Genomic DNA, 18,548 nt, shown 5'->3' with positions numbered 1-18,548 from the left:
CGTCGACAAAACAGGCCAGGCCGACGCACGGCCGGCCAGCAGCGAATTGCTCGCGGCGGCGCAAGACTTCCTAGGGATCCTTGAACATTTGAGCAGAGACCTCAGCGAGGAAGTGCGGCATTATCCGACGCCGATTGCCCGCTGCGACGAACAGCTCACCAAGCTCATCGAGCAGCGCGCACAGGCATTCCAGCTGCTGCATCGCGTCGACAAAACAGGCCAGGCCGACGCACGGCCGGCCAGCAGCGAATTGCTCGCGGCGGCGCAAGACTTCCTAGGGATGCCGGATTTTGACCGCAGCAATACAAACGAACAGACCATCCGCTCGCACCTGAAAACGGCGCTCGCAAAAATGGCGCCGCAAACACGCCGCGGTCCTTGAGGATTATCTAGACTGATTAGACGGATTGGATTATGGCCTTAACAATATTTAACGCATGTAAGGCGATGCGTCGAAGTGTAATTTATTGCATCATTGCTTGGTCCTGAAAAAATAACAGATATAGTTTTACAACCAAACAACTGAGGGAGAAAACATGAAACGCATCCTTTGCGCGGCAGCGCTGGCAGCACTCAGCGCTACCGCCTTTATGCCAAGCCAGGCAATGGCGCAAATCGGCGTCAACATCACCATCGGCACCCCGCCGCCGCCGCCGCGCTATGAGGTCGTGCCGCCGCCGCGGGTCGGCTATGTCTGGGCGCCAGGCTACTGGAACTGGGATGGCGGCCGCCACGTCTGGGCCGGCGGCCATTGGGAACGCGCTCGCAGCGGCTACCAGTACAGCCGTCCTGAGTGGCGCCAGGGCAGCAACGGCTGGGAATTGAACCGTGGCGGCTGGCGCCGTGGCGACGACCGCCGTGACGACCGCTATGATCGCCGCGACGACCGGCGCGATGACGACAACGGCCGTTATCACTGCCCTCCAGGACAGGCAAAAAAAGGCAACTGCTAAGCAGCCTCGGACCGGCTGCCGCCTGTTTTCCTACAGCGGCAGCTGGGTCGTTGAAAGAACCTGCTTGAGCACCATGAATGTACGGATTTGCCGCACTCCCGGCAGGTACAGCAGCTGTTCCGCATGAAGCCGGTTATAACTATCGTTGTCCTTGGTCCGCAGCAGCATGAAGTAGTCGAACTCCCCTGTGACTACATGGCATTCAAGGCAACCTGAAACCTTCTGCGCCGCCCGCTCGAAATCGGCAAACGATTCCGGCGTTGAGCGATCCAGCACCACACCGATCATCACCAGCGTTCCGGCATCCAGCGCGCGCGGATTGAGCAAGGCCACGATGCCGTTGATCAGCCCCAGTTCCTTGAGCCGTTCGACGCGCCGCAGGCAGGCCGGCGCGCTCAAGTTCACCTTGGCCGCCAGCGCCACATTCGATACCGATGCATCGCGCTGCAGCAGCTTGAGGATGGCGCGGTCGGTGCGATCCATGGCGACGGCAGGCTCCGCCTTCTGGCGCAATTTTGTTGCTTTCATATCCTTCTTTCCAGAATAAAAGCCATTCAATCAACGCAAATTCATTTTTTAAATTCGAATTTCCGTCAAAACTTGCAACCCTGATTCCAGCGATTGATTTTAATATGGATTTCGTCCCGGCAGCGCCGCAGCGCTGCGCGGATTCCCATCAATCCCAGGAGCGACTTCCATGAACCTGCAGAAATTCCCCCGCTATCCGCTCACCTTCGGACCGACGCCGATCCAGCCGCTGCCGCGCCTCAGCGCCCATCTTGGCGGCAAGGTCGAGCTCTACGCAAAACGCGAAGACTGCAACAGCGGCCTGGCGTTCGGCGGCAACAAGACCCGCAAGCTTGAGTACCTGGTGCCGGAAGCGCTGGAGGGAGGCTATGACACCCTGGTGTCGATCGGCGGCATCCAGTCGAACCAGACGCGCCAGGTCGCCGCGGTAGCCGCGCACCTGGGCCTGAAGTGTGTGCTGGTGCAGGAAAACTGGGTGAATTATTCGGATGCGGTGTACGACCGGGTCGGCAACATCGAAATGTCGCGCATCCTCGGCGCCGAGGTGCGGCTCGACAGCGCCGGTTTCGACATCGGCATCCGCCAGAGCTGGGAACAAGCCATGGACGACGTGCGCAAGGCCGGCGGCAAGCCGTTCCCGATCCCGGCCGGCTGCTCGGAGCATCCGCGCGGCGGCCTCGGCTTCGTCGGTTTTGCGGAAGAAGTGCGGCAGCAGGAAGCCGAGCTGGGCTTCAAGTTCGACTACATCGTCACCTGCTCGGTGACCGGCAGCACCCAGGCCGGCATGCTGGTCGGGTTTGCGGCCGACGGCCGCGCCGAGCGCGTGATCGGCATCGACGCTTCGGCCAAGCCGCAGCAAACCTTCGAGCAGATCCTGCGCATCGCCAAGAATACCGCCGGACTGGTCGAACTGGGGCGCGACATCACGGCCCGCGATGTGGTGCTGGACACGCGTTTCGGCGGCCCTGAATATGGCTTGCCGAACGACGGCACGCTGGAAGCGATCCGCCTGTGCGCGCGCATGGAGGGCATGCTGACCGATCCGGTGTACGAAGGCAAATCCATGCACGGCATGATAGAGAAAGTGCGGCTGGGCGAATTCCCGGCCGGCTCCCGGGTGCTGTACGCCCACCTGGGCGGCGTGCCGGCGCTGAACGCTTACAGTTTCCTGTTCCGCAACGGCTGAAATGAGCCGTCGCCGGCGCATATGAATAGTCGGTAAACCTGTCAGGAATGACAATCCGCAATTTCTGTCTTGCTGTTAAAATTCGTATAAATAACTCTGGCATATATGCGAATTTCTTATGAAGATAGATGATATCGATGCATTCGTCGCCGTCGTGCGCTGTCAATCCATCAGCCTCGCGGCAGAGTCGCTGCAGCTGACCCAGCCGGCCATCACGCGGCGCATCCAGAGTTTCGAAGAAGCGCTGGGCATCGATGTGCTGGACCGCAGCACCAAACCGCCGCGGCCCAACGCCATCGGCAAGCTGGTATACGAACAATGCCGCGCGGTGCTGCGCGAAGTCGAATCGCTGCGCGACCTGGTCAGCCACGACGAGCCGCCCAGCGGCGTGTTCCGCCTCGGTGTGATCCAGTCCATCGGCGATATCGCATTGCTCGATGCGCTGCGGCAGATCAAGGACAGTTTTCCCGAACTGAATACCCAGGTCTCGACCGGCTGGGGTTCGCAGCTGGTCGACAAGCTCGCCAACGGCGAACTGGACGCCGCCACCGCCTTGTTCCCCGCCACCAAGGTGCTGCCGGACGGCGTCAGCGGCAAGACGCTGGGGCGGATTGAACTGGTGGTGGTGGCGCCCAAGGGCGAGATGACCCGCCGCAGCTACAAGCTGGCCGATTGCCACGGCCGCGGCTGGGTCCTCAATCCCGACGGCTGCGGTTTCCGCGCCGGCTTGCAGCGCGCGCTCGCGGGCCAGGGCCTGTCGTTCAAGATCAACCTGGAAACCTTCGGCGCCGACCTGCAGCTAGGGCTGGTCGCCAGCGGCCTGGGACTCGGGCTGATGCCGCTGCCGCAGCTTGCGCGCAGCCGCTATCGCGACCAGCTGGACGTGGTCAACGTCACCGACTTCAAGCCGCTGCTCGATATCTGGCTGATCCAGCAGGCGCGCCTGGCGAGCGGCTTGCAGCAGGCGGTCGACCTGTTCGGCAGCGCCGTGGCGCAGACCTTCGACGGCGCCGAGCCGCGGCGCCGGCTCAGGGCCTGAGCTTACGGAAGCACCGATATCATTATTCTCAAAATTCATATTTTCATATAATAAATAATTCGTTTTATCATAATATCGCACGACTTATGATCCACTTTACGGTCGCACTGCGCTGCATGCCCAAGGGCTGCAGCCAAGGGTTTCGACGGCCGGAGGCAATTGTTTTACGGATCATCAAGCACGATGTCGATAGCCACCGCTCCTCACCCCGGCGCAGCACCGCGCCCCGCCCCCGCTGAAACCGGCCGGCCCGCCTTGCGCCAGGTGCTGCGGCGGCGCCTGCTGGCGTTCCTGTCGCGCGCAGCCAGTCCCATAACGATTCTTTTGCTGTGGGAAACCGCATCGCGGCTAGGCTTCATTCCAGAGCGCATACTGGCGGCGCCGTCACAGATCGGCGCTACCTTCGGCGCGCTGGTGGCTTCCGGCGAAATGGGCAGCAACATCCTGGTGTCGCTGGGCCGGGTGCTGACCGGCCTGTCTATCTCGCTATCGCTGGGCACCGCGCTGGCGCTGGTTTCCGGCCTCTCGCGGCGCGGCGAAGTGATCGTCGATTCGCCCATGCAGATGGTGCGCACCCTGCCGTTCGTCGGCCTGGTGCCGCTGTTCATCCTCTGGTTCGGCATCGGCGAATTCACCAAGGTGACGCTGATCGCCTTCGCCACCACCTTCCCGATGTACCTGACCCTGTATAGCGGCATCCGCAGCATCGACGCCAAGCTGATCGAAGCCGGCCGCCTGTTCGGCCTCGGCCATTTCGGCCTGATCTGGCATGTGATCCTGCCGGGCGCGCTGCCGTCTTTCCTGCTCGGGCTGCGTTATGCGCTCGGCATCAGCTGGCTGTCGCTGGTGATCGTGGAACAGATCAACGCCACCGCCGGCCTCGGCTACCTGATCAACAACGCCCGCGACTTCATGCGCACCGACATCATCGTGGTCTGCCTGCTGGCCTACAGCCTGCTGGGCCTGTTCACCGACCTGCTGGTGCGCAGCATCGAACACTTTGCGCTGGCCTGGCGCCCCTCTTTCATCAAGGACTGACCATGCTGACCGCCAAACTTTCAGTGACGGATGCCGGCCAGCTGCGCGACGAAACGGCCGAACCGGAAGTGATCCGCCCCGCCGGCCACCCGAACAACGCCGTACGCGCCCGCCAGCTGAGCAAACGCTTCGGCCAGAACACGATCCTGGACCGGCTCGACCTCGATATCCGCCCCGGCGAATTCATCGCCCTGCTCGGCCGCAGCGGCTCCGGCAAGACCACGCTGCTGCGCGCACTGGCCGGACTGGACCAGGTCAGTTCCGGCGAGCTGCAAGTGCCGCAGGCGCGCGCCGCGGTGTTCCAGGAGCCGCGCCTGATGCCGTGGAAACGCGCCTGGCGCAATGTTGTCATGGGTTTGCACATTCCGCAGGCGCGCGAACGCGCACGCCAGGCCCTGGCCGAAGTCGGCCTGGCGCACCGGGAAAATGCCTGGCCCGGCACCCTGTCGGGCGGCGAAGCGCAACGGGTGGCGCTGGCCCGGGCGCTGGTGCGCGAACCGCAGCTGTTGCTGCTCGATGAACCGTTCGCCGCACTCGATGCGCTGACCCGCATCCGCATGCACCAGCTGATCCTGTCGCTGTGGCGGGTGCATCAGCCGGCGGTGCTGCTGGTGACGCACGATGTCGATGAGGCGGTGCTGCTGGCCGATCGCGTGCTGGTGCTGGACGGCGGCCGCATCGTCGCCGACCTGCGCATCGACCAGCAGCGTCCGCGCAGCGCCGAAAACCACGCTTTCCAGAAAGTGCGGACGCAACTGCTGCAGCTGCTGGGAGTTGAACTCGATGCTGACGCCGGCGCACCCAAGCCTGTATTGCACCTGGTCCCGCCGTCGCCGGCAGCGCCCTTCAACCTGAGCAATTTTTCGATCTGAATCCATGTCAGCCAACCACCTCACCCCGTTGCCAACGCCCGCGCCGTCAATCCTCGACACGCCCGAATTCGAGCAGCTGCTGGCCGCGCTCAGCGCCGAATTTGCCGCCAGCGCCGCCCAGCACGATCGCGACGGCAGTTTCCCGCACCGCAATTTCGAACGCTTGCATGAACACGGCTTGCTGGCGCTGACCGTACCGCGCGCCTTTGGCGGACTGGCTGCCAGCCTGGCGCAAACGCGCAAGGTGATCGCCGCCGTCGCCTATGGCGACCCATCCACCGCCCTGGTGCTGACCATGCAGTACCTGCAGCACACGGCAACCCCGCGCACCACGCGCTGGCCTCAGCACCTATACCGGCAGGTTGCAGCCGATGCGGTGCGCGACGGCGCCCTGATCAATGCATTGCGGGTCGAGCCGGAACTCGGCACGCCGGCGCGCGGCGGCTTGCCGGCGACGGTAGCGCGGCGGGTGCCGGAAGGCTGGCGCATCAGCGGCCGCAAACTGTATTCGACCGGCATCCCGCGCCTGACCTGGCTCACCGTCTGGGCCCGCAGCGACGACCCGGAACCGCTGGTGGGCGCCTGGCTGGTGCGCCGCGACACGCCTGGCATCTCGGTGATCGAAAGCTGGGATCACCTGGGCATGCGCGCCACCGGCAGCCACGAAGTGGTGTTCGACGACGTGCTGGTGCCGGCCGAGCATGCGGTCGATGTGGCGCCGGCCACCAGCCCGCCGGAACTGGATCCATCCTTGCTGCTGTGGATGTCGGTGCTGCTCGGCGCCATCTACGACGGCGTCGCCCGTGCTGCCCGCGACTGGCTGGTCGAATGGCTGCAAACGCGGGCGCCGGCCAATCTCGGCGCCGCGCTGGCGACCCTGCCGCGCTTCCAGGAAGTGGTCGGCCAGCTCGACGCCTGGCTGTTCTCCAACCGTGTCTTGCTCGATGCGGCGATTGCCGGCAACGCCGGCGCCGGCGACGCCAGCCGCATCAAATACCTGGTCACCACCCAGGCCATCGCGGTGGTGGAAAAAGCCATCGAAATCAGCGGCAATCCCGGGCTGTCGCGCAGCAACGCGCTGGAACGGCATTACCGCAACGTGCTGTGCAGCCGCATCCATACGCCGCAGAACGACACCATCCTGGTAGCCGGCGGCCGCGCGGCGTTCGCCGGCCAGCCGCAACCGCAGTCGCCAGTGCAAGCACCGGCCGGCGCAGTACGCGCCGCCTGAACCATCATCCATTTCAAACAAGGATCTGACATGAGCATCGAATTCATCGGCATCTCTGCCACCCAGGAAACTTCCGAAACGCTGTTGCCGCATGGCCCCGCAATCGATAAAAGTTATGTCGGCGCGATTGCCCGCGCCCACGAATACGCCGGCTTCGACCGGGTGCTGGTGGCGCACAGCAGCAGTTCGGTGGACGGTTTCCAGGTCGCCGCCTTCATCGCCCACCAGACTGAACGGCTCGGCATCCTGCTGGCGCACCGGCCCGGCTTCGTGGCGCCGACCCTGGCCGCGCGCCAGCTGGCCACGCTCGACCAGTTCAGCGACGGCCGCCTGGCTGTGCACATCATCAGCGGCGGCGACGATACCGAACAACAGCGCGACGGCGATTTCCTGAATCACGACGAGCGCTACCAGCGCACCGACGAATACCTGGAAGTGGTGCGGAAAACCTGGACTTCCAGCGGCCCGTTCGACCACGAAGGCCGGCATTACCGCGTCAAGGGTCAGAACGCGGTGGTGCGTTCGCCGCAAAAACCGCATTTGCCGATCTATTTCGGCGGCTCCTCGGACATCGCGATCGAAGTCGCCGGCAAGCATGCCGACGTCTACGCGCTGTGGGGCGAATCGCTGGCGCAGGTAAAGGAAACCGTGGACAAGGTGCGCGCCGCCGCCGGCCGCCACGGCCGTGCCGACAAGATCCGCTTCAGCCTGTCGCTGCGCCCGATCCTGGGCGCCACTGAAGAACAAGCCTGGGCGCGCGCCGACAGCATCCTGGAACAGGCCACCGCCAACGTCAGCAACAACGTGTTTTTCGCCAGCCGCACGCAGCAGCCGAAGAACGTCGGTTCGCAGCGCCTGCTGGCGGCCGCGGCGCAGGGCAAGGTGGTCGACAAGCGCCTGTGGACCGGGATCACCGCGCTGACCAAGGCCGCCGGCAATTCGACGGCGCTGGTCGGCACGCCGGAACAGGTGACGGAATCGCTGCTCGACTACTACGACCTCGGCATCACGACCTTCCTGATCCGCGGTTTCGACCCGGTCGCCGATGCCCTGCAATACGGCCGCGAACTGCTGCCGCTGGTGCGCGCCGCGGTAGCGCAACGCGAAGCGGCCGACCAGGCGTCGGCCCAGCAAGCGGCCTGAGCGGCGCCTCCCATGAGCGAAATCGTGGTCGCCAGCCAGTTCGATCCTGCCGTCAACCTGCAGCTCGCGCAGCAAGCCAGCGTGCGCGTCGTCGACCTGCCGCCCGGTCCGCTGGCCGTCCTGCCTGGCGACGCCAGCGTGCTGTTTGCGCTGCCGTTCAGCAAATCCGGCAACGCCGCCGCCCAGGCGGCGCCGATACCGCAAGGCTGGCCGTTCAAACTGAACTGGGTGCAGCTGGCGTCGGTGGGCATCGACTATTACCCGCCATGGCTGTTCCAGGGCCCGGTGGTCACCTCGGCGCGCGGCACGGCGTCGGACGCCATCGCCGAATACGTGCTGGCGGCCATCTTCAGCGCCGCCAAACGCATTCCTGATATCTGGCTGGAAGACGCCAGCCAATGGAAACGACAATCGCTGACGCTGGTGCAAGGCAGCGTGCTGGGCTTGTACGGTTTCGGCTCGATCGGCCGCGCACTGGCGCAACGGGCGCAGGCGCTCGGCTTGCGCGTGCTGGCCGTGCGCCGCTCGGATGCGCCGTTTGAAATCGAAGGCGTGGAAGGCGTCGCCAGCCTGGCTGAACTGGCGGCGCGTTCCGACCACCTGGTGCTGGCCGCTCCCGCCACCGCGGCCACCCGCCATGCGATCAGCCATGCGGTGCTGGCGCAAGCCAAGCCCGGCCTGCACCTGATCAACATCGCCCGCGGCAGCCTGGTCGACGACCAGGCGCTGCTGGCGGCGCTGGACGCCGGCCGCATCGGCCTGGCGACGCTGGACGTGACCGAGCCGGAGCCGCTGCCGGCCGGACATCGCTTTTACAGCCATCCGCAAATACGCCTGTCGCCGCACATTTCGCCCAGCACCGACCATATCGTGCAGGCGCTGCTCGACAAATTCCTCGGCAACCTGCAACGCTTCCGCAGCGGCCAGCCTTTGACCGACGTGGTTGACCTGGCGCGCGGCTATTGAACCCATTCTCACCAACAGGACCACAGACATGAGCACCTCTCCCCTGCATAGCGCGCCGCTGTCCAAGCCGCACCTGCGCGTAGTCGGCAATCCGCACCCGCGGCCGGCGATCTACTCGGCCCCGCGCGACGCCGACGGCAACATCATCTTTGCCGAGCCGCCGCCGCCACCCACGGTGGAAGCCGCGCGCCTGTACCGCAAGCAGCGGCTGGCGGCCTCGTTCCGGCTGTTCGCCCGCTACGGCTACGACATGGGCGGCGCCGGCCACATCACCGCGCGCGACCCGGAACATCCCGACCAGTTCTGGGTCAACCCGGCCGGTGTCTACTTCGGCCATATCCGGGTCTCGGACCTGCTGCTGGTCAGCCACAGCGGCAAGATCCTGCATGGCGACGGCCTGCTCAACCGCGCTGCCTTCGCCATCCATTCCGAACTGCACAAGGCGCGCCCGGACGTGATCGCCGCCGCCCATTCGCACGGCTTGTGGGGCAAGGCTTTCTCGGCGCAGGGGCGCCTGCTCGATCCGCTGACCCAGGATTCCTGCGCTTTCTACGGCGACCATGTGATTTTTTCCGAATACAGCGGCGTGGTGCTGGACACCAGCGAAGGCGAGCGGATCGCCCGCACGCTAGGCCCGCACAAGGCGGCCATCCTGCAAAACCATGGATTGCTGACAGTCGGCGGCTCGGTCGAATCGGCGGTGTGGCGCTACATCGCCATGGAAAACGCGGCCCAGGCGCAGCTGATCTCGGAAGCGGCTGGCCCGACCAAGCCGTTGTCGCAGGAGGTGGCCCGGCACACCGCTTCGCAGATCGGCAGCGACGCCGGCGGCTGGTTCAGCTTCCAGCCGCTGTGGGATGTGGTGACCCGCGAAGAACCGGACCTGTTCGACTAAACCAAGGATGACGATGACGCATCACTATTCGACCGGCCTGAACCGCCGCCGTTTCCTGCAAGCCGGCGCAAGCCTGGGAGCGGGCCTGAGCCTCGGTTTCGGCGCGCGCAACCTGCTGGCGGCGCCGCTGTCGCCCGACACCCTGCTGCGGGTTGCTTCCTACAAGGGCGACGCCACGTCTTTCTACAAAGACGTCGGCGCCGCCGACTTTCCCTACCGGGTCAGCTACGCCGAATTCGCCGGCGGCAACCTGATCGTCGAAGCCATCTCCGGCGGCTCCATCGATCTCGGCGCCATGAGTGAAATCCCGCCGATCTTTTCGGTGCAAAGCGGCGCGCCGCTGAAACTGATCGCGGTGCTGCGCGGCGACGTCAACAACCAGGTGCTGCTGGTGCCGCCGCAATCGGCCGTACGCGACGTCGCCGGACTCAAAGGCTTGCGCGTAGGTTACGTGCGTTCGACCACATCGCATTACCTGCTGCTGCGCTTCCTCAAGGAAAAGGGCTTGAGCTTCGCCGACATCAAGCCGGTCAGCCTGTCGCCGCAGGACGGCCTGGCAGCCTTCCAGAGCGGCCAGCTGGATGCCTGGGTGATCTACGGCCCGCTGATCCAGCTGGCGCGCAAGCAAGGCGCGCGCATCATCAAGACCGGCCTCGGCTACCTGTCCGGCAACTACCTGCTGGCGGCGCATGCCAAGGCCATCGCCGATCCTGCCAGGCACGCTGCCATCGGCGACTACCTGCTGCGCGAGCGCAAGGTCTACGAGTGGATCAACCGCAACCCCGATGCCTATGCGGCCAGGCTGGCGCAGGTCACCGGGCTGCCGAAATGGCTGTTCGACGAACAGCGCAAGCTGCAAAGCCAGCCTACGGCGCTGGTCGCCGTCGACGACGCCGCAGTCCGCTCGCAACAGCAGGTGGCGGACGTCTTCACCGACAACAAGGTGCTGGACCGCCGCATCGATGTCAGCGGCTTGTGGGACCGCAGTTTCAACAGCGTGCTAGCATAAGCCGGCCTGATATCCGCCTGCCGATTTTCCCATTTCAAGAAAGATCACAATGAAAAAAAACAAGATGCTTCCCGGCCTTGCATTTGGCGCTCTCCTGCTCGCCGCCGGCGCCGCCGACGCCCAGGAAATCAAACGCATTCCCCTGCCGAACTCCGACTTTCCCATCCTGCAGGCGGTAGTGGTGCCGCCGAACGCCAGCACCATCTATCTCAGCGGCATCCTGCCCGAGGTCAGCAACAAGGATGCGCCAAAGGGATCGCTCGAAGCGTTCGGCGATACGGAAACGCAAACCGTTTCGGTGTTCCGCCGCATCGAAGCCGCCCTCGCCAGCCAGGGCCTGACGCTGGGCGACGTCATCCAGCTCAAGGTATTCCTGGTGGGCGATCCGCGCAAGGACGGCAAGCTCGATTTCACCGGTTTCCAGGCCGGTTACACCAGGTTCTTTGCAACCAAGGAACAGCCTAACAAACCGGTGCGCTCGGCCTTCCAGATCGCCGGCCTGGCGTTGCCCGGCGCGCTGGTGGAAATCGAAGCGACGGCAGCGAAAGTGCGCTGAACCGCAAACCGCATCCATCCCGCCTGAGCCCGTCCTTCCTCACTCTCAGGCCTGTGCAATGCGCAGGCCGGGACCTCTGCCTGTACTCGACGCCAACGCCATTCCAGCCTCCCGGAAGGCTGGTCGCCGCCCACTCAATCATCTTCACTTCATTCTCATTTCGCATATTTGCATAGAACAATAATTACGTTCTATTATTATCATTTGCTGTATACCATCGCTCAATCGACTAATCACCAGGGAGAGCGAAATGGGCAATACAGCATACGGAAAAACCAGGCGCCAGATAAAACTCGGCACAACCATCCAGGGCGCGGGCACCACCCAATCGGGTTGGAAACACCCGGATGTGGCGCTCGACGCCAGCACCGATTTCGCGCATTACAAGCAGGTGGCGCAAAAAGCCGAGGCAGCGAAATTCGACTTCCTGTTCATTGTCGACAGTACCTTCATCACGCCAAAATCGGCGCCGCATTACCTGAACCGGCTGGAGCCGCTGACCGCGCTGTCTGCCCTGTCCACGGTGACCAGCCGCCTGGGCCTTGTCGGCACGCTGTCGGTCTCTTTCACCGAACCGTTTACGGCAGCCAGGCAGTTTGCTTCGCTCGACCTGCTCAGCCAAGGCCGAGCAGGCTGGAACGTGGTGACTACCGGGCTGGAAGGCGCCGCGCTGAACTACAGCAAGACCGAGCATCTTGCGCACGACGTGCGCTACAAGCTGGCCGCCGAGCACCTGGAAGTGGTCCAGGGCTTGTGGGACTCGTGGGAGGACGATGCCTTTGTCGGTGACCGCAAGACCGGTGTTTTCTTCGATCCCGAGAAACTGCATGCGCTGGATCACAAGGGCGAATTTTTCTCGGTCAAGGGACCGCTGAACATTGCCCGCTCGAAGCAAGGCCAGCCGGTGATCTTCCAGGCCGGCAGTTCGGAAGACGGCCGCAACCTGGCCGCCAGGAGCGCCGATGCCATCTTCACCATCCACGACACTTTCGAGCAGGCGCAAGAGTTCTACCAGGACATCAAGCGCCGCACCGCGGCTTTCGGCCGTGCGCCGGAAGAGATCCTGGTGCTGCCCGGCATCGACCCCATCATCGGCCGCACCGTGGAAGAGGCTGAGCGCAAGTACCAGGAACGAGTCGACCTGATCACCATCGAGGAAGCGCTGGATCAGCTGGGACGGCCGTTTACCTATTTCGACTTCTCCGCCTACCCGCTGGATGCGCCGTTTCCCGAGCTGGGCGAGATCGGCAGCAACAGCTACCGCAGCTATACCGACAAGATCAAGAAGGTCGCCAAGGAAGAGCAGCTGACATTGCGCCAGACCGCATTGCGTTTTGCCGTGCCGCGCAGCAGCTTCATCGGCACGCCGGAACAGGTCGCCGACATCGCGCAAAAATGGTTCGAGCAAGGCGCCGCCGACGGCTTCATCATCGGCACCACTGCCGCCGCCGGCCTCAACGACTTCATCGACCTGGTAGTGCCCATCCTGCAGGCGCGCGGCCTGTTCCGCAGCGAATATGAACACGACACCTTGCGCGGCAACCTGGGCTTGCGATTCGCCGAAAACAGGCACACGCAAGCAACGCAAGCCGCCAAGAAAATCGCGGCATAAGAACAGATACCAATCAGGCAACCAAGCAAGGGGAAAGCATGTCGTCAGCATCACCTGATAAGCAGTCCAGAGCAATATCCCGCAAGCTCAAGCTCAGCGGCGCCGCCATCGCCGTCGGCAGCCTGTTTGCGGCAGGCCAGGCGATGGCCGCCGATAGCGCCAATATCGGCAACGTCCAGGATGTGATCGTCACCACCGGCACCCGCGATAAGCAAAAAGCGGCACGGGAAAGCCTGAGCCCAATCGATGTCGTCAGCGCGGCGGAACTGCAGAAGACCGGCCAGACCGACCTGCGCGATGCGCTGGTCAAGCTGTCGCCCTCGATCACGCGCCAGGCGCTGGGCGCCGACGCCGCCAACCTGACCAGCGCCCTCACCATGCGCGGTCTCAGCCCGAACCATGTGCTGGTGCTGGTCAACGGCAAACGCCGCCATGCCTCGGCCAACATCACCGCCGACTCGGGGCCGCAGCAAGGATCGACGCCGGTCGACATCGACCTGATCCCGGTCAGCGCGGTCGACCACATCGAGATCCTGCGCGATGGCGCTGCCGCGCAGTACGGTTCGGATGCGATCGCCGGCGTCATCAACATCATCCTCAAATCCTCCAGCCGCGGCGGCGCCGCCAGCACCAGCGCCGGCCAGTACAATGCCGGCGACGGCCTGAACTGGGGCGGCGCGGCCGATATCGGCACGCAGCTCGGCCGCGACGGTTTCCTGCACCTGAGCGCCGAGTACCGCAACCAGGACCATACCAACCGCGGCGGCCTCGACAGCCGCACCGGCACCAAGGTCAACAAGATCCTGGGCGATCCGCAAATCGAGCGCGAATCGGTCGCCTTCAACGCCGGTTATGCGCTCAACAACGATGTCGAGCTGTACAGCTTCGGCACCTACGCGCACCGCACCAGCGCCAGCTACCAGAATTACCGCCTGCCGTCAGTGTTGCCGGCGCTTTACCCCAACGGCTTCACGCCGCAGGAAACCAGCAGCGAGGACGATTATTCGCTGACCGGCGGCGCCCGCGGCGACCGTCTCGGCGCCTGGCATTGGGACCTGAGCTCCACCTACGGCGGCGACGACATCGACATCGGCATGCGTGATTCCGCCAACACCAGCCTGTTCGCCGCCACCGGCAGTACGCCCACGGGTTTCCACCTGGCGCAATACAAGAACTTCCAATGGACCAACAACCTGGAGCTGGGACGACCGCTCGACCTCGGGTTCCTGCCGGCTCCCCTGAATCTCTCGCTCGGCGCCGAGCACCGGCGGGAGACGTATGAAGTCGGCGCCGGCGACGCCGCCTCGTCGTTCGGCAGCGGCGCCCAGGCCTTGCCGGGGCTGGGTGCGCTCAGCGTCGGCAAGTTCTCGCGCAATGTGCTGGCCAGCTACCTGGATCTATCGACCAGGTTGACGCCGCAATGGGAAGTCGACCTGGCCGGCCGCTTCGAACACTACAGCGACGCCGGCAACACCACCAACGGCAAGTTTTCGACGCGCTATGAACTCGATCCGCGCCTGGCCGTGCGCGCCACCGTCAGCACCGGCTTCCGGGCGCCGTCGCTGGCGCAGGAGTATTACACCAGCCTGGCGGTATCGCCCACCAGCGCCACCGGTTTGCTAGGCGTGAATTCGGCCGCCGCCAAAAGCCTGGGAGCGCAGCCGCTCAAGCCGGAAAAATCGACCAGCTTCAACCTCGGCATCGTCGCCGAACCGATCGACAAGCTGAGCGTCACTGTCGACGCCTACCAGATCGGCATCAAGGACCGCATCGTGCAAGGCGGCAGCTATTCCGGCCAGACCGCGATCAACGCCCTGACCTCCTCCGGCCTCAACCTGCCGTCCGGCCTGACTTCGGTGCAGGCCAGCTATTTCGCCAACGGCGTCGATACCCGCACGCGCGGCGTCGACATCGTCGCCACCTACAAGACCAGCCTGAAAGAATGGGGCAGGATCGACTGGGATCTCGGCGCCAACCTCAACCAGACCAGCGTCACCAGGGTAGCCAAGGACGCCAACGGCAATATCCTGCTCAACGCGCAGCAGATCGGCTACCTGACCAGCGCCACACCGCGCAACAAGCTGATCCTGGGCGGCGTCTGGAGCAAGGACAAATGGGGCGCCAGCCTGCACCTGACGCGTTTCGGCAAGACTTCCACCGAAGCCACCTACTACACCGGGCCAAACGCATTCTCGACCACCACCTTCAACCACATCGAGAACACGCCCAAGTTCATCACCGACCTGGAAGTGCGCTACGCCTTCACCGGCAATTTCCAGGTGGCGCTGGGGGCCAACAACCTGTTTAATATCTATCCAGCCAAGCTGCCTGTGGAAAACCGCTACCTGGGCGTGTCGCAGTACAACATCTACTCGTCCCAGATCGGCGTCAACGGCGGTTTCTATTACCTGAGAGCCAACTACAAGTTTTGATTCGTGCACAATCCTAGGACGATATAAAACATGCAAAACACTATCAGCAGGCGTCAATTGTTATCACTGGTCGGCAAGGCGGCGGGCGGCGCCGCCATGTACCAAGCCATGAGCAGCCTTGGTTTCGCCGCCCAGTCTACCTATAGCGGACCGCTGCAACTGCAGGGCGCGCCGCGCAACACCACGATCCTGGTCCTGGGCGCCGGCATCGCCGGGCTGGTGGCGGCCTACGAGCTGCGGCAGGCGGGATACCAGGTCAAGGTGCTGGAATACAACAAGCGCGCCGGCGGCCGCGCCTGGACCCTGCGCGGCGGCGACGAATACACCGAACTGGGCGGCGCCAGGCAGCGTTGCGAATTCGACCAGGGCCACTACCTCAATCCCGGCCCCTGGCGCATCCCCTACAACCACCACGCCGTGCTGGACTACGCCAAGCGCCTTGGCGTGCCGCTGGAACCCTTCATCCAGGTCAATTACAACGCCTACCTGCATGCGAAAAAGGCCTACGGCGGCAAACCGCAGCGCTATCGCGAAGTGCAAGCCGACTATCACGGCTACGTTGCCGAACTGCTGGGCAAAGCGGTCAACAAGAACCAGCTCGATGCACCCTTGACACGCGAAGACCAGGAGAGACTGCTGGAGTCGTTGAAAAGCTGGGGCGCGCTTGACAAGGATTACCGCTACCAGTCCGGCCCGCTCAGCAGCGACCGCCGCGGCTACGATGTCAGCCACGGCGGCGGCCTGATGCAGGCCTCAGTGCCGTCCAAGCCGCTGGAACTGAAGGAACTGCTGCAATCGGGCCTGTGGCAAAAGCTGGCCGCAGGCAGCGTACAGGAATTCCAGAGCGCCATTTTCCAGCCGGTCGGCGGCATGGACCAGATCGTGCAGGCGCTGTACCGCCAGGTGCGCGACCTGGTGCAGCTCAACGCCAAGGTAAGCAAGATCGAGCAAGGCGCCGACGGCGTCACAGTTACCTACACCGACACCGACGGCGATGGCGCTCCCCGCCAAGCCAAGGCCGACTGGCTGCTGTGCACCATCCCGCTGTCGATCCTGAGCCAGATCGAGATCGACGCCGGCCAGCCGCTGCAAGATGCGATACGCGCAGTGCCCTATGAAAATTCGGTGAAGATCGGCCTGCAGTTCAAGCGCCGCTTCTGGGAACAGGATGAGCATATCTATGGCGGCATCAGCTATACCGACCAGGCCATCTCCACCATCGGTTATCCCTCGACAGGTTTCGGCCATCCCGGCAAAGGCGTCTTGCTGGGCGCCTACATATGGGGCCCGAACGCCTACGAATTCGGCGCCCTGGCGCCGCAGCAGCGGATACAGCTGGCGCTGCGGCAAGGGGCGCAGCTGCATCCGCAATATCCGGCGGAATTCGAGAATGGAATTGCGGTCAGCTGGAACCGGGTGCCTTTCATCAACGGCTGCTTCGGCGCCTGGACCGATGAATTGCGGGCGCAGCACTATAACAACCTGTGCCAGATCGACGGCCGCATCGCGCTGGCCGGCGAACATGCGTCCTATATCCCGGCCTGGCAGGAAGGCGCGGTCCTGTCTTCGCTGGACGCCATCAGCCGCTTGCACGCGCGTATCAAATCCAAGGCATGAATCGGAAAACCATGAAGAACAGCAGAATCGTTTGGCGGCTGGCGCAAGCCGCACTTCTTTGCAGCCTCGGCAGCACGGCACTGGCCGCCAGCGACGCCAGCGACGTTCCGCTGTCGGACGGCTGGCGCTTTGCCGAGCAAGACGGCGAAAGCCTGTACCGGGCCAGCTGCCAGGGTTGCCACATGGCCAAGGGCGAAGGTGCGGCAGGCGCCGGCCGTTTCCCGGCGCTGGCCGACAATCCGCGCCTGGCGAGCGCCGCCTATCCGGTCTATAACGTGCTGCACGGCTTGCATGGCATGCCCAGCTTCGGCAAATACATGAGCGACGACCAGGTCGCCGCGGTGGTCAACTTTACCCGCACCCATCTGGGCAACCACTATCCCGACGCGGTAACGGCGGAGGATGTCCGCAAACTGCGATGAGCCGCGGCGCCTCGCTCGCCATTTTTCTTATCAGCCGGAAAGAGAACATGAAAATTGCATTTACCCAGCCGGCGCTGATGCGCTGGATACTGGCCGCGGCCGTTGCGCTTGGCTGCCACGCGGCGCTGCATGCGGCCGACACCCCGGTATTGCGGGTCGGCGACCAGCGCCAAGGGACGCGCGGCATCCTGGAAGCGTCCGGCCTGCTGAAGGACCTGCCGTACCGCATCGAGTGGTCCGATTTCCCGGCGGCGCAACCGCTGGGCGAAGCCCTCAACGCCGGCGTCATCGATACCGGTGCGCTGGGCGATGCGCCGCTGATCTTCGCCCTCGCCGCCGGCGCCCGGGCGCGCGCGGTGAGCGTTTCGAAACTGCAGTCGGACGGCCTGGCGATTGTCGCCGGCGCCAATTCGACGGTGACCGACGTCGTCAGCCTGAAAGGCCGGCGCGTCGCCACCACGCGCGGCTCGATCGGCCACTTCCTGGTGATCGTCGCCCTGCAGAAGGCGGGACTCAAGGTCAACGACATCAACCTGCTGTTCCTCAATCCATCCGACGCCAAGGCGGCGCTGGCGGCCGGCGCGGTCGATGCCTGGTCGACCTGGGATCCTTATGTCGCCATCGAAGAACTGCATGACCACGCCAAGGTCGTCGTCAATGCCGTCGGCTTGCGCGATTCGTATACCTACCAGGCCGCTACCGACGACGCCATCCGCAACAAGCGCGCCATCCTGGCGGATTTCCTGCAGCGCGTGGCCGACGGCCAGCGCTGGGCGCTGGCCCATCCGCAACAGGTCGCGGAAGCGCAGGCGCGCATTACCGGCTTGCCGAAAGAAGTGCTGACCTATGTCTACGCCCGCGCCAAGCTGCATCCGGTGCCGATCGACGCGGCGGTGATGCGGGCCCAGCAGCATACCGCCGACGTCTACGAAAGCGCCGGCGTCATCCCGCGCCATCTTGACGTCAGGCCCAGCTTCGATACCAGCTTCACCCTGAAATAGCGCATTCCCCTGCTATTTTTTATTATGCTCAATTTTCATATTTTATTA

The 18,548-nt window shown here is 64.1% G+C and carries 18 protein-coding genes; 17 read left to right on the top strand and 1 reads right to left on the bottom strand.

Annotation, left to right across the window (positions count from 1 at the left end; genetic code table 11):
- Positions 1-382, top strand: a 382-nt coding sequence (locus tag AC07RZ_RS15180) for a hypothetical protein (protein WP_494668533.1), incomplete at its 5' end; no start/stop codon positions are given.
- Positions 383-536: 154 nt separating this feature from the next.
- Positions 537-953 carry a YXWGXW repeat-containing protein gene (locus AC07RZ_RS15175; RefSeq protein ID WP_494668532.1) on the top strand — a complete coding sequence of 139 codons (417 nt, stop codon included), beginning with the start codon at positions 537-539 and terminating at the stop codon, positions 951-953.
- Between the two features lie 30 nt (positions 954-983).
- On the opposite strand, the gene AC07RZ_RS15170 is transcribed toward AC07RZ_RS15175, so the two are convergent.
- Entirely contained in the window at positions 984-1,481 is a 498-nt protein-coding gene (locus AC07RZ_RS15170) for an Lrp/AsnC family transcriptional regulator (RefSeq protein ID WP_494668531.1), read from the bottom strand.
- A gap of 169 nt (positions 1,482-1,650) precedes the next feature.
- Here AC07RZ_RS15170 and AC07RZ_RS15165 point away from each other — a divergent pair, with 169 nt between their 5' ends.
- The 15 genes from AC07RZ_RS15165 (at position 1,651) to AC07RZ_RS15095 (ending at position 18,500) form a co-directional block, all read left to right on the top strand.
- Positions 1,651-2,667, top strand: coding sequence for a 1-aminocyclopropane-1-carboxylate deaminase (locus AC07RZ_RS15165; protein ID WP_494668530.1), 1,017 nt, complete (start codon positions 1,651-1,653; stop codon positions 2,665-2,667).
- Between the two features lie 118 nt (positions 2,668-2,785).
- Complete coding sequence (locus tag AC07RZ_RS15160; protein ID WP_494668529.1) at positions 2,786-3,706, top strand: LysR family transcriptional regulator; 921 nt, start codon at positions 2,786-2,788, stop codon at positions 3,704-3,706.
- A 183-nt stretch (positions 3,707-3,889) separates the two neighbouring features.
- On the top strand, positions 3,890-4,744 hold the full coding sequence (locus tag AC07RZ_RS15155; RefSeq protein WP_494668528.1) for an ABC transporter permease: 855 nt from the start codon (positions 3,890-3,892) through the stop codon (positions 4,742-4,744).
- A gap of 2 nt (positions 4,745-4,746) precedes the next feature.
- On the top strand, positions 4,747-5,616 hold the full coding sequence (locus tag AC07RZ_RS15150) for an ABC transporter ATP-binding protein (RefSeq protein ID WP_494668527.1): 870 nt from the start codon (positions 4,747-4,749) through the stop codon (positions 5,614-5,616).
- 4 nt (positions 5,617-5,620) lie between these two features.
- Entirely contained in the window at positions 5,621-6,847 is a 1,227-nt protein-coding gene (locus AC07RZ_RS15145) for an acyl-CoA dehydrogenase family protein (protein WP_494668526.1), read from the top strand.
- A gap of 30 nt (positions 6,848-6,877) precedes the next feature.
- Complete coding sequence (locus AC07RZ_RS15140) at positions 6,878-7,990, top strand: LLM class flavin-dependent oxidoreductase (protein ID WP_494668525.1); 1,113 nt, start codon at positions 6,878-6,880, stop codon at positions 7,988-7,990.
- Between the two features lie 12 nt (positions 7,991-8,002).
- Positions 8,003-8,956: a D-isomer specific 2-hydroxyacid dehydrogenase family protein gene (locus tag AC07RZ_RS15135; RefSeq protein WP_494668524.1), complete on the top strand. Its 954-nt coding sequence runs from the start codon at positions 8,003-8,005 to the stop codon at positions 8,954-8,956.
- A 28-nt stretch (positions 8,957-8,984) separates the two neighbouring features.
- Positions 8,985-9,851, top strand: a complete 867-nt coding sequence (locus tag AC07RZ_RS15130) for a class II aldolase/adducin family protein (protein WP_494668523.1) — start codon at positions 8,985-8,987, stop codon at positions 9,849-9,851.
- Between the two features lie 13 nt (positions 9,852-9,864).
- A complete protein-coding gene (locus tag AC07RZ_RS15125; protein ID WP_494668522.1) occupies positions 9,865-10,860 on the top strand; it encodes an ABC transporter substrate-binding protein in 996 nt (331 codons plus the stop codon).
- Between the two features lie 49 nt (positions 10,861-10,909).
- Positions 10,910-11,416: a RidA family protein gene (locus AC07RZ_RS15120; protein WP_494668521.1), complete on the top strand. Its 507-nt coding sequence runs from the start codon at positions 10,910-10,912 to the stop codon at positions 11,414-11,416.
- A gap of 250 nt (positions 11,417-11,666) precedes the next feature.
- Entirely contained in the window at positions 11,667-13,028 is a 1,362-nt protein-coding gene (locus tag AC07RZ_RS15115) for an LLM class flavin-dependent oxidoreductase (protein WP_494668520.1), read from the top strand.
- A gap of 38 nt (positions 13,029-13,066) precedes the next feature.
- On the top strand, positions 13,067-15,460 hold the full coding sequence (locus AC07RZ_RS15110; protein WP_494668519.1) for a TonB-dependent receptor plug domain-containing protein: 2,394 nt from the start codon (positions 13,067-13,069) through the stop codon (positions 15,458-15,460).
- Between the two features lie 30 nt (positions 15,461-15,490).
- A complete protein-coding gene (locus AC07RZ_RS15105; RefSeq protein WP_494668518.1) occupies positions 15,491-17,077 on the top strand; it encodes a flavin monoamine oxidase family protein in 1,587 nt (528 codons plus the stop codon).
- A gap of 11 nt (positions 17,078-17,088) precedes the next feature.
- Positions 17,089-17,499 (top strand): c-type cytochrome, encoded by a 411-nt coding sequence (locus AC07RZ_RS15100; protein ID WP_494668517.1) that lies wholly within the window; start codon positions 17,089-17,091, stop codon positions 17,497-17,499.
- Positions 17,500-17,546: 47 nt separating this feature from the next.
- Positions 17,547-18,500 (top strand): aliphatic sulfonate ABC transporter substrate-binding protein, encoded by a 954-nt coding sequence (locus tag AC07RZ_RS15095; protein ID WP_494668516.1) that lies wholly within the window; start codon positions 17,547-17,549, stop codon positions 18,498-18,500.
- The last annotated feature ends 48 nt before the right edge of the window (positions 18,501-18,548 follow it).

The organism is Collimonas sp. GW821-FHT07E08, assembly GCF_059418905.1.
This window is presented reverse-complemented; position numbering and strand designations above follow the sequence as displayed.

Excerpts from the sequence above, each read along its gene's own strand:
- AC07RZ_RS15095 (WP_494668516.1), top strand. The coding sequence starts at position 17,547 with ATGAAAATTGCATTTACCCAGCCGGCGCTGATGCGCTGGATACTGGCC.
- AC07RZ_RS15170 (WP_494668531.1), bottom strand. The coding sequence starts at position 1,481 with ATGAAAGCAACAAAATTGCGCCAGAAGGCGGAGCCTGCCGTCGCCATG.
- AC07RZ_RS15145 (WP_494668526.1), top strand. The coding sequence starts at position 5,621 with ATGTCAGCCAACCACCTCACCCCGTTGCCAACGCCCGCGCCGTCAATC.
- AC07RZ_RS15155 (WP_494668528.1), top strand. The coding sequence starts at position 3,890 with ATGTCGATAGCCACCGCTCCTCACCCCGGCGCAGCACCGCGCCCCGCC.
- AC07RZ_RS15175 (WP_494668532.1), top strand. The coding sequence starts at position 537 with ATGAAACGCATCCTTTGCGCGGCAGCGCTGGCAGCACTCAGCGCTACC.
- AC07RZ_RS15120 (WP_494668521.1), top strand. The coding sequence starts at position 10,910 with ATGAAAAAAAACAAGATGCTTCCCGGCCTTGCATTTGGCGCTCTCCTG.
- AC07RZ_RS15165 (WP_494668530.1), top strand. The coding sequence starts at position 1,651 with ATGAACCTGCAGAAATTCCCCCGCTATCCGCTCACCTTCGGACCGACG.
- AC07RZ_RS15135 (WP_494668524.1), top strand. The coding sequence starts at position 8,003 with ATGAGCGAAATCGTGGTCGCCAGCCAGTTCGATCCTGCCGTCAACCTG.
- AC07RZ_RS15105 (WP_494668518.1), top strand. The coding sequence starts at position 15,491 with ATGCAAAACACTATCAGCAGGCGTCAATTGTTATCACTGGTCGGCAAG.
- AC07RZ_RS15160 (WP_494668529.1), top strand. The coding sequence starts at position 2,786 with ATGAAGATAGATGATATCGATGCATTCGTCGCCGTCGTGCGCTGTCAA.
- AC07RZ_RS15125 (WP_494668522.1), top strand. The coding sequence starts at position 9,865 with ATGACGCATCACTATTCGACCGGCCTGAACCGCCGCCGTTTCCTGCAA.
- AC07RZ_RS15100 (WP_494668517.1), top strand. The coding sequence starts at position 17,089 with ATGAAGAACAGCAGAATCGTTTGGCGGCTGGCGCAAGCCGCACTTCTT.
- AC07RZ_RS15115 (WP_494668520.1), top strand. The coding sequence starts at position 11,667 with ATGGGCAATACAGCATACGGAAAAACCAGGCGCCAGATAAAACTCGGC.
- AC07RZ_RS15130 (WP_494668523.1), top strand. The coding sequence starts at position 8,985 with ATGAGCACCTCTCCCCTGCATAGCGCGCCGCTGTCCAAGCCGCACCTG.
- AC07RZ_RS15150 (WP_494668527.1), top strand. The coding sequence starts at position 4,747 with ATGCTGACCGCCAAACTTTCAGTGACGGATGCCGGCCAGCTGCGCGAC.
- AC07RZ_RS15140 (WP_494668525.1), top strand. The coding sequence starts at position 6,878 with ATGAGCATCGAATTCATCGGCATCTCTGCCACCCAGGAAACTTCCGAA.
- AC07RZ_RS15110 (WP_494668519.1), top strand. The coding sequence starts at position 13,067 with ATGTCGTCAGCATCACCTGATAAGCAGTCCAGAGCAATATCCCGCAAG.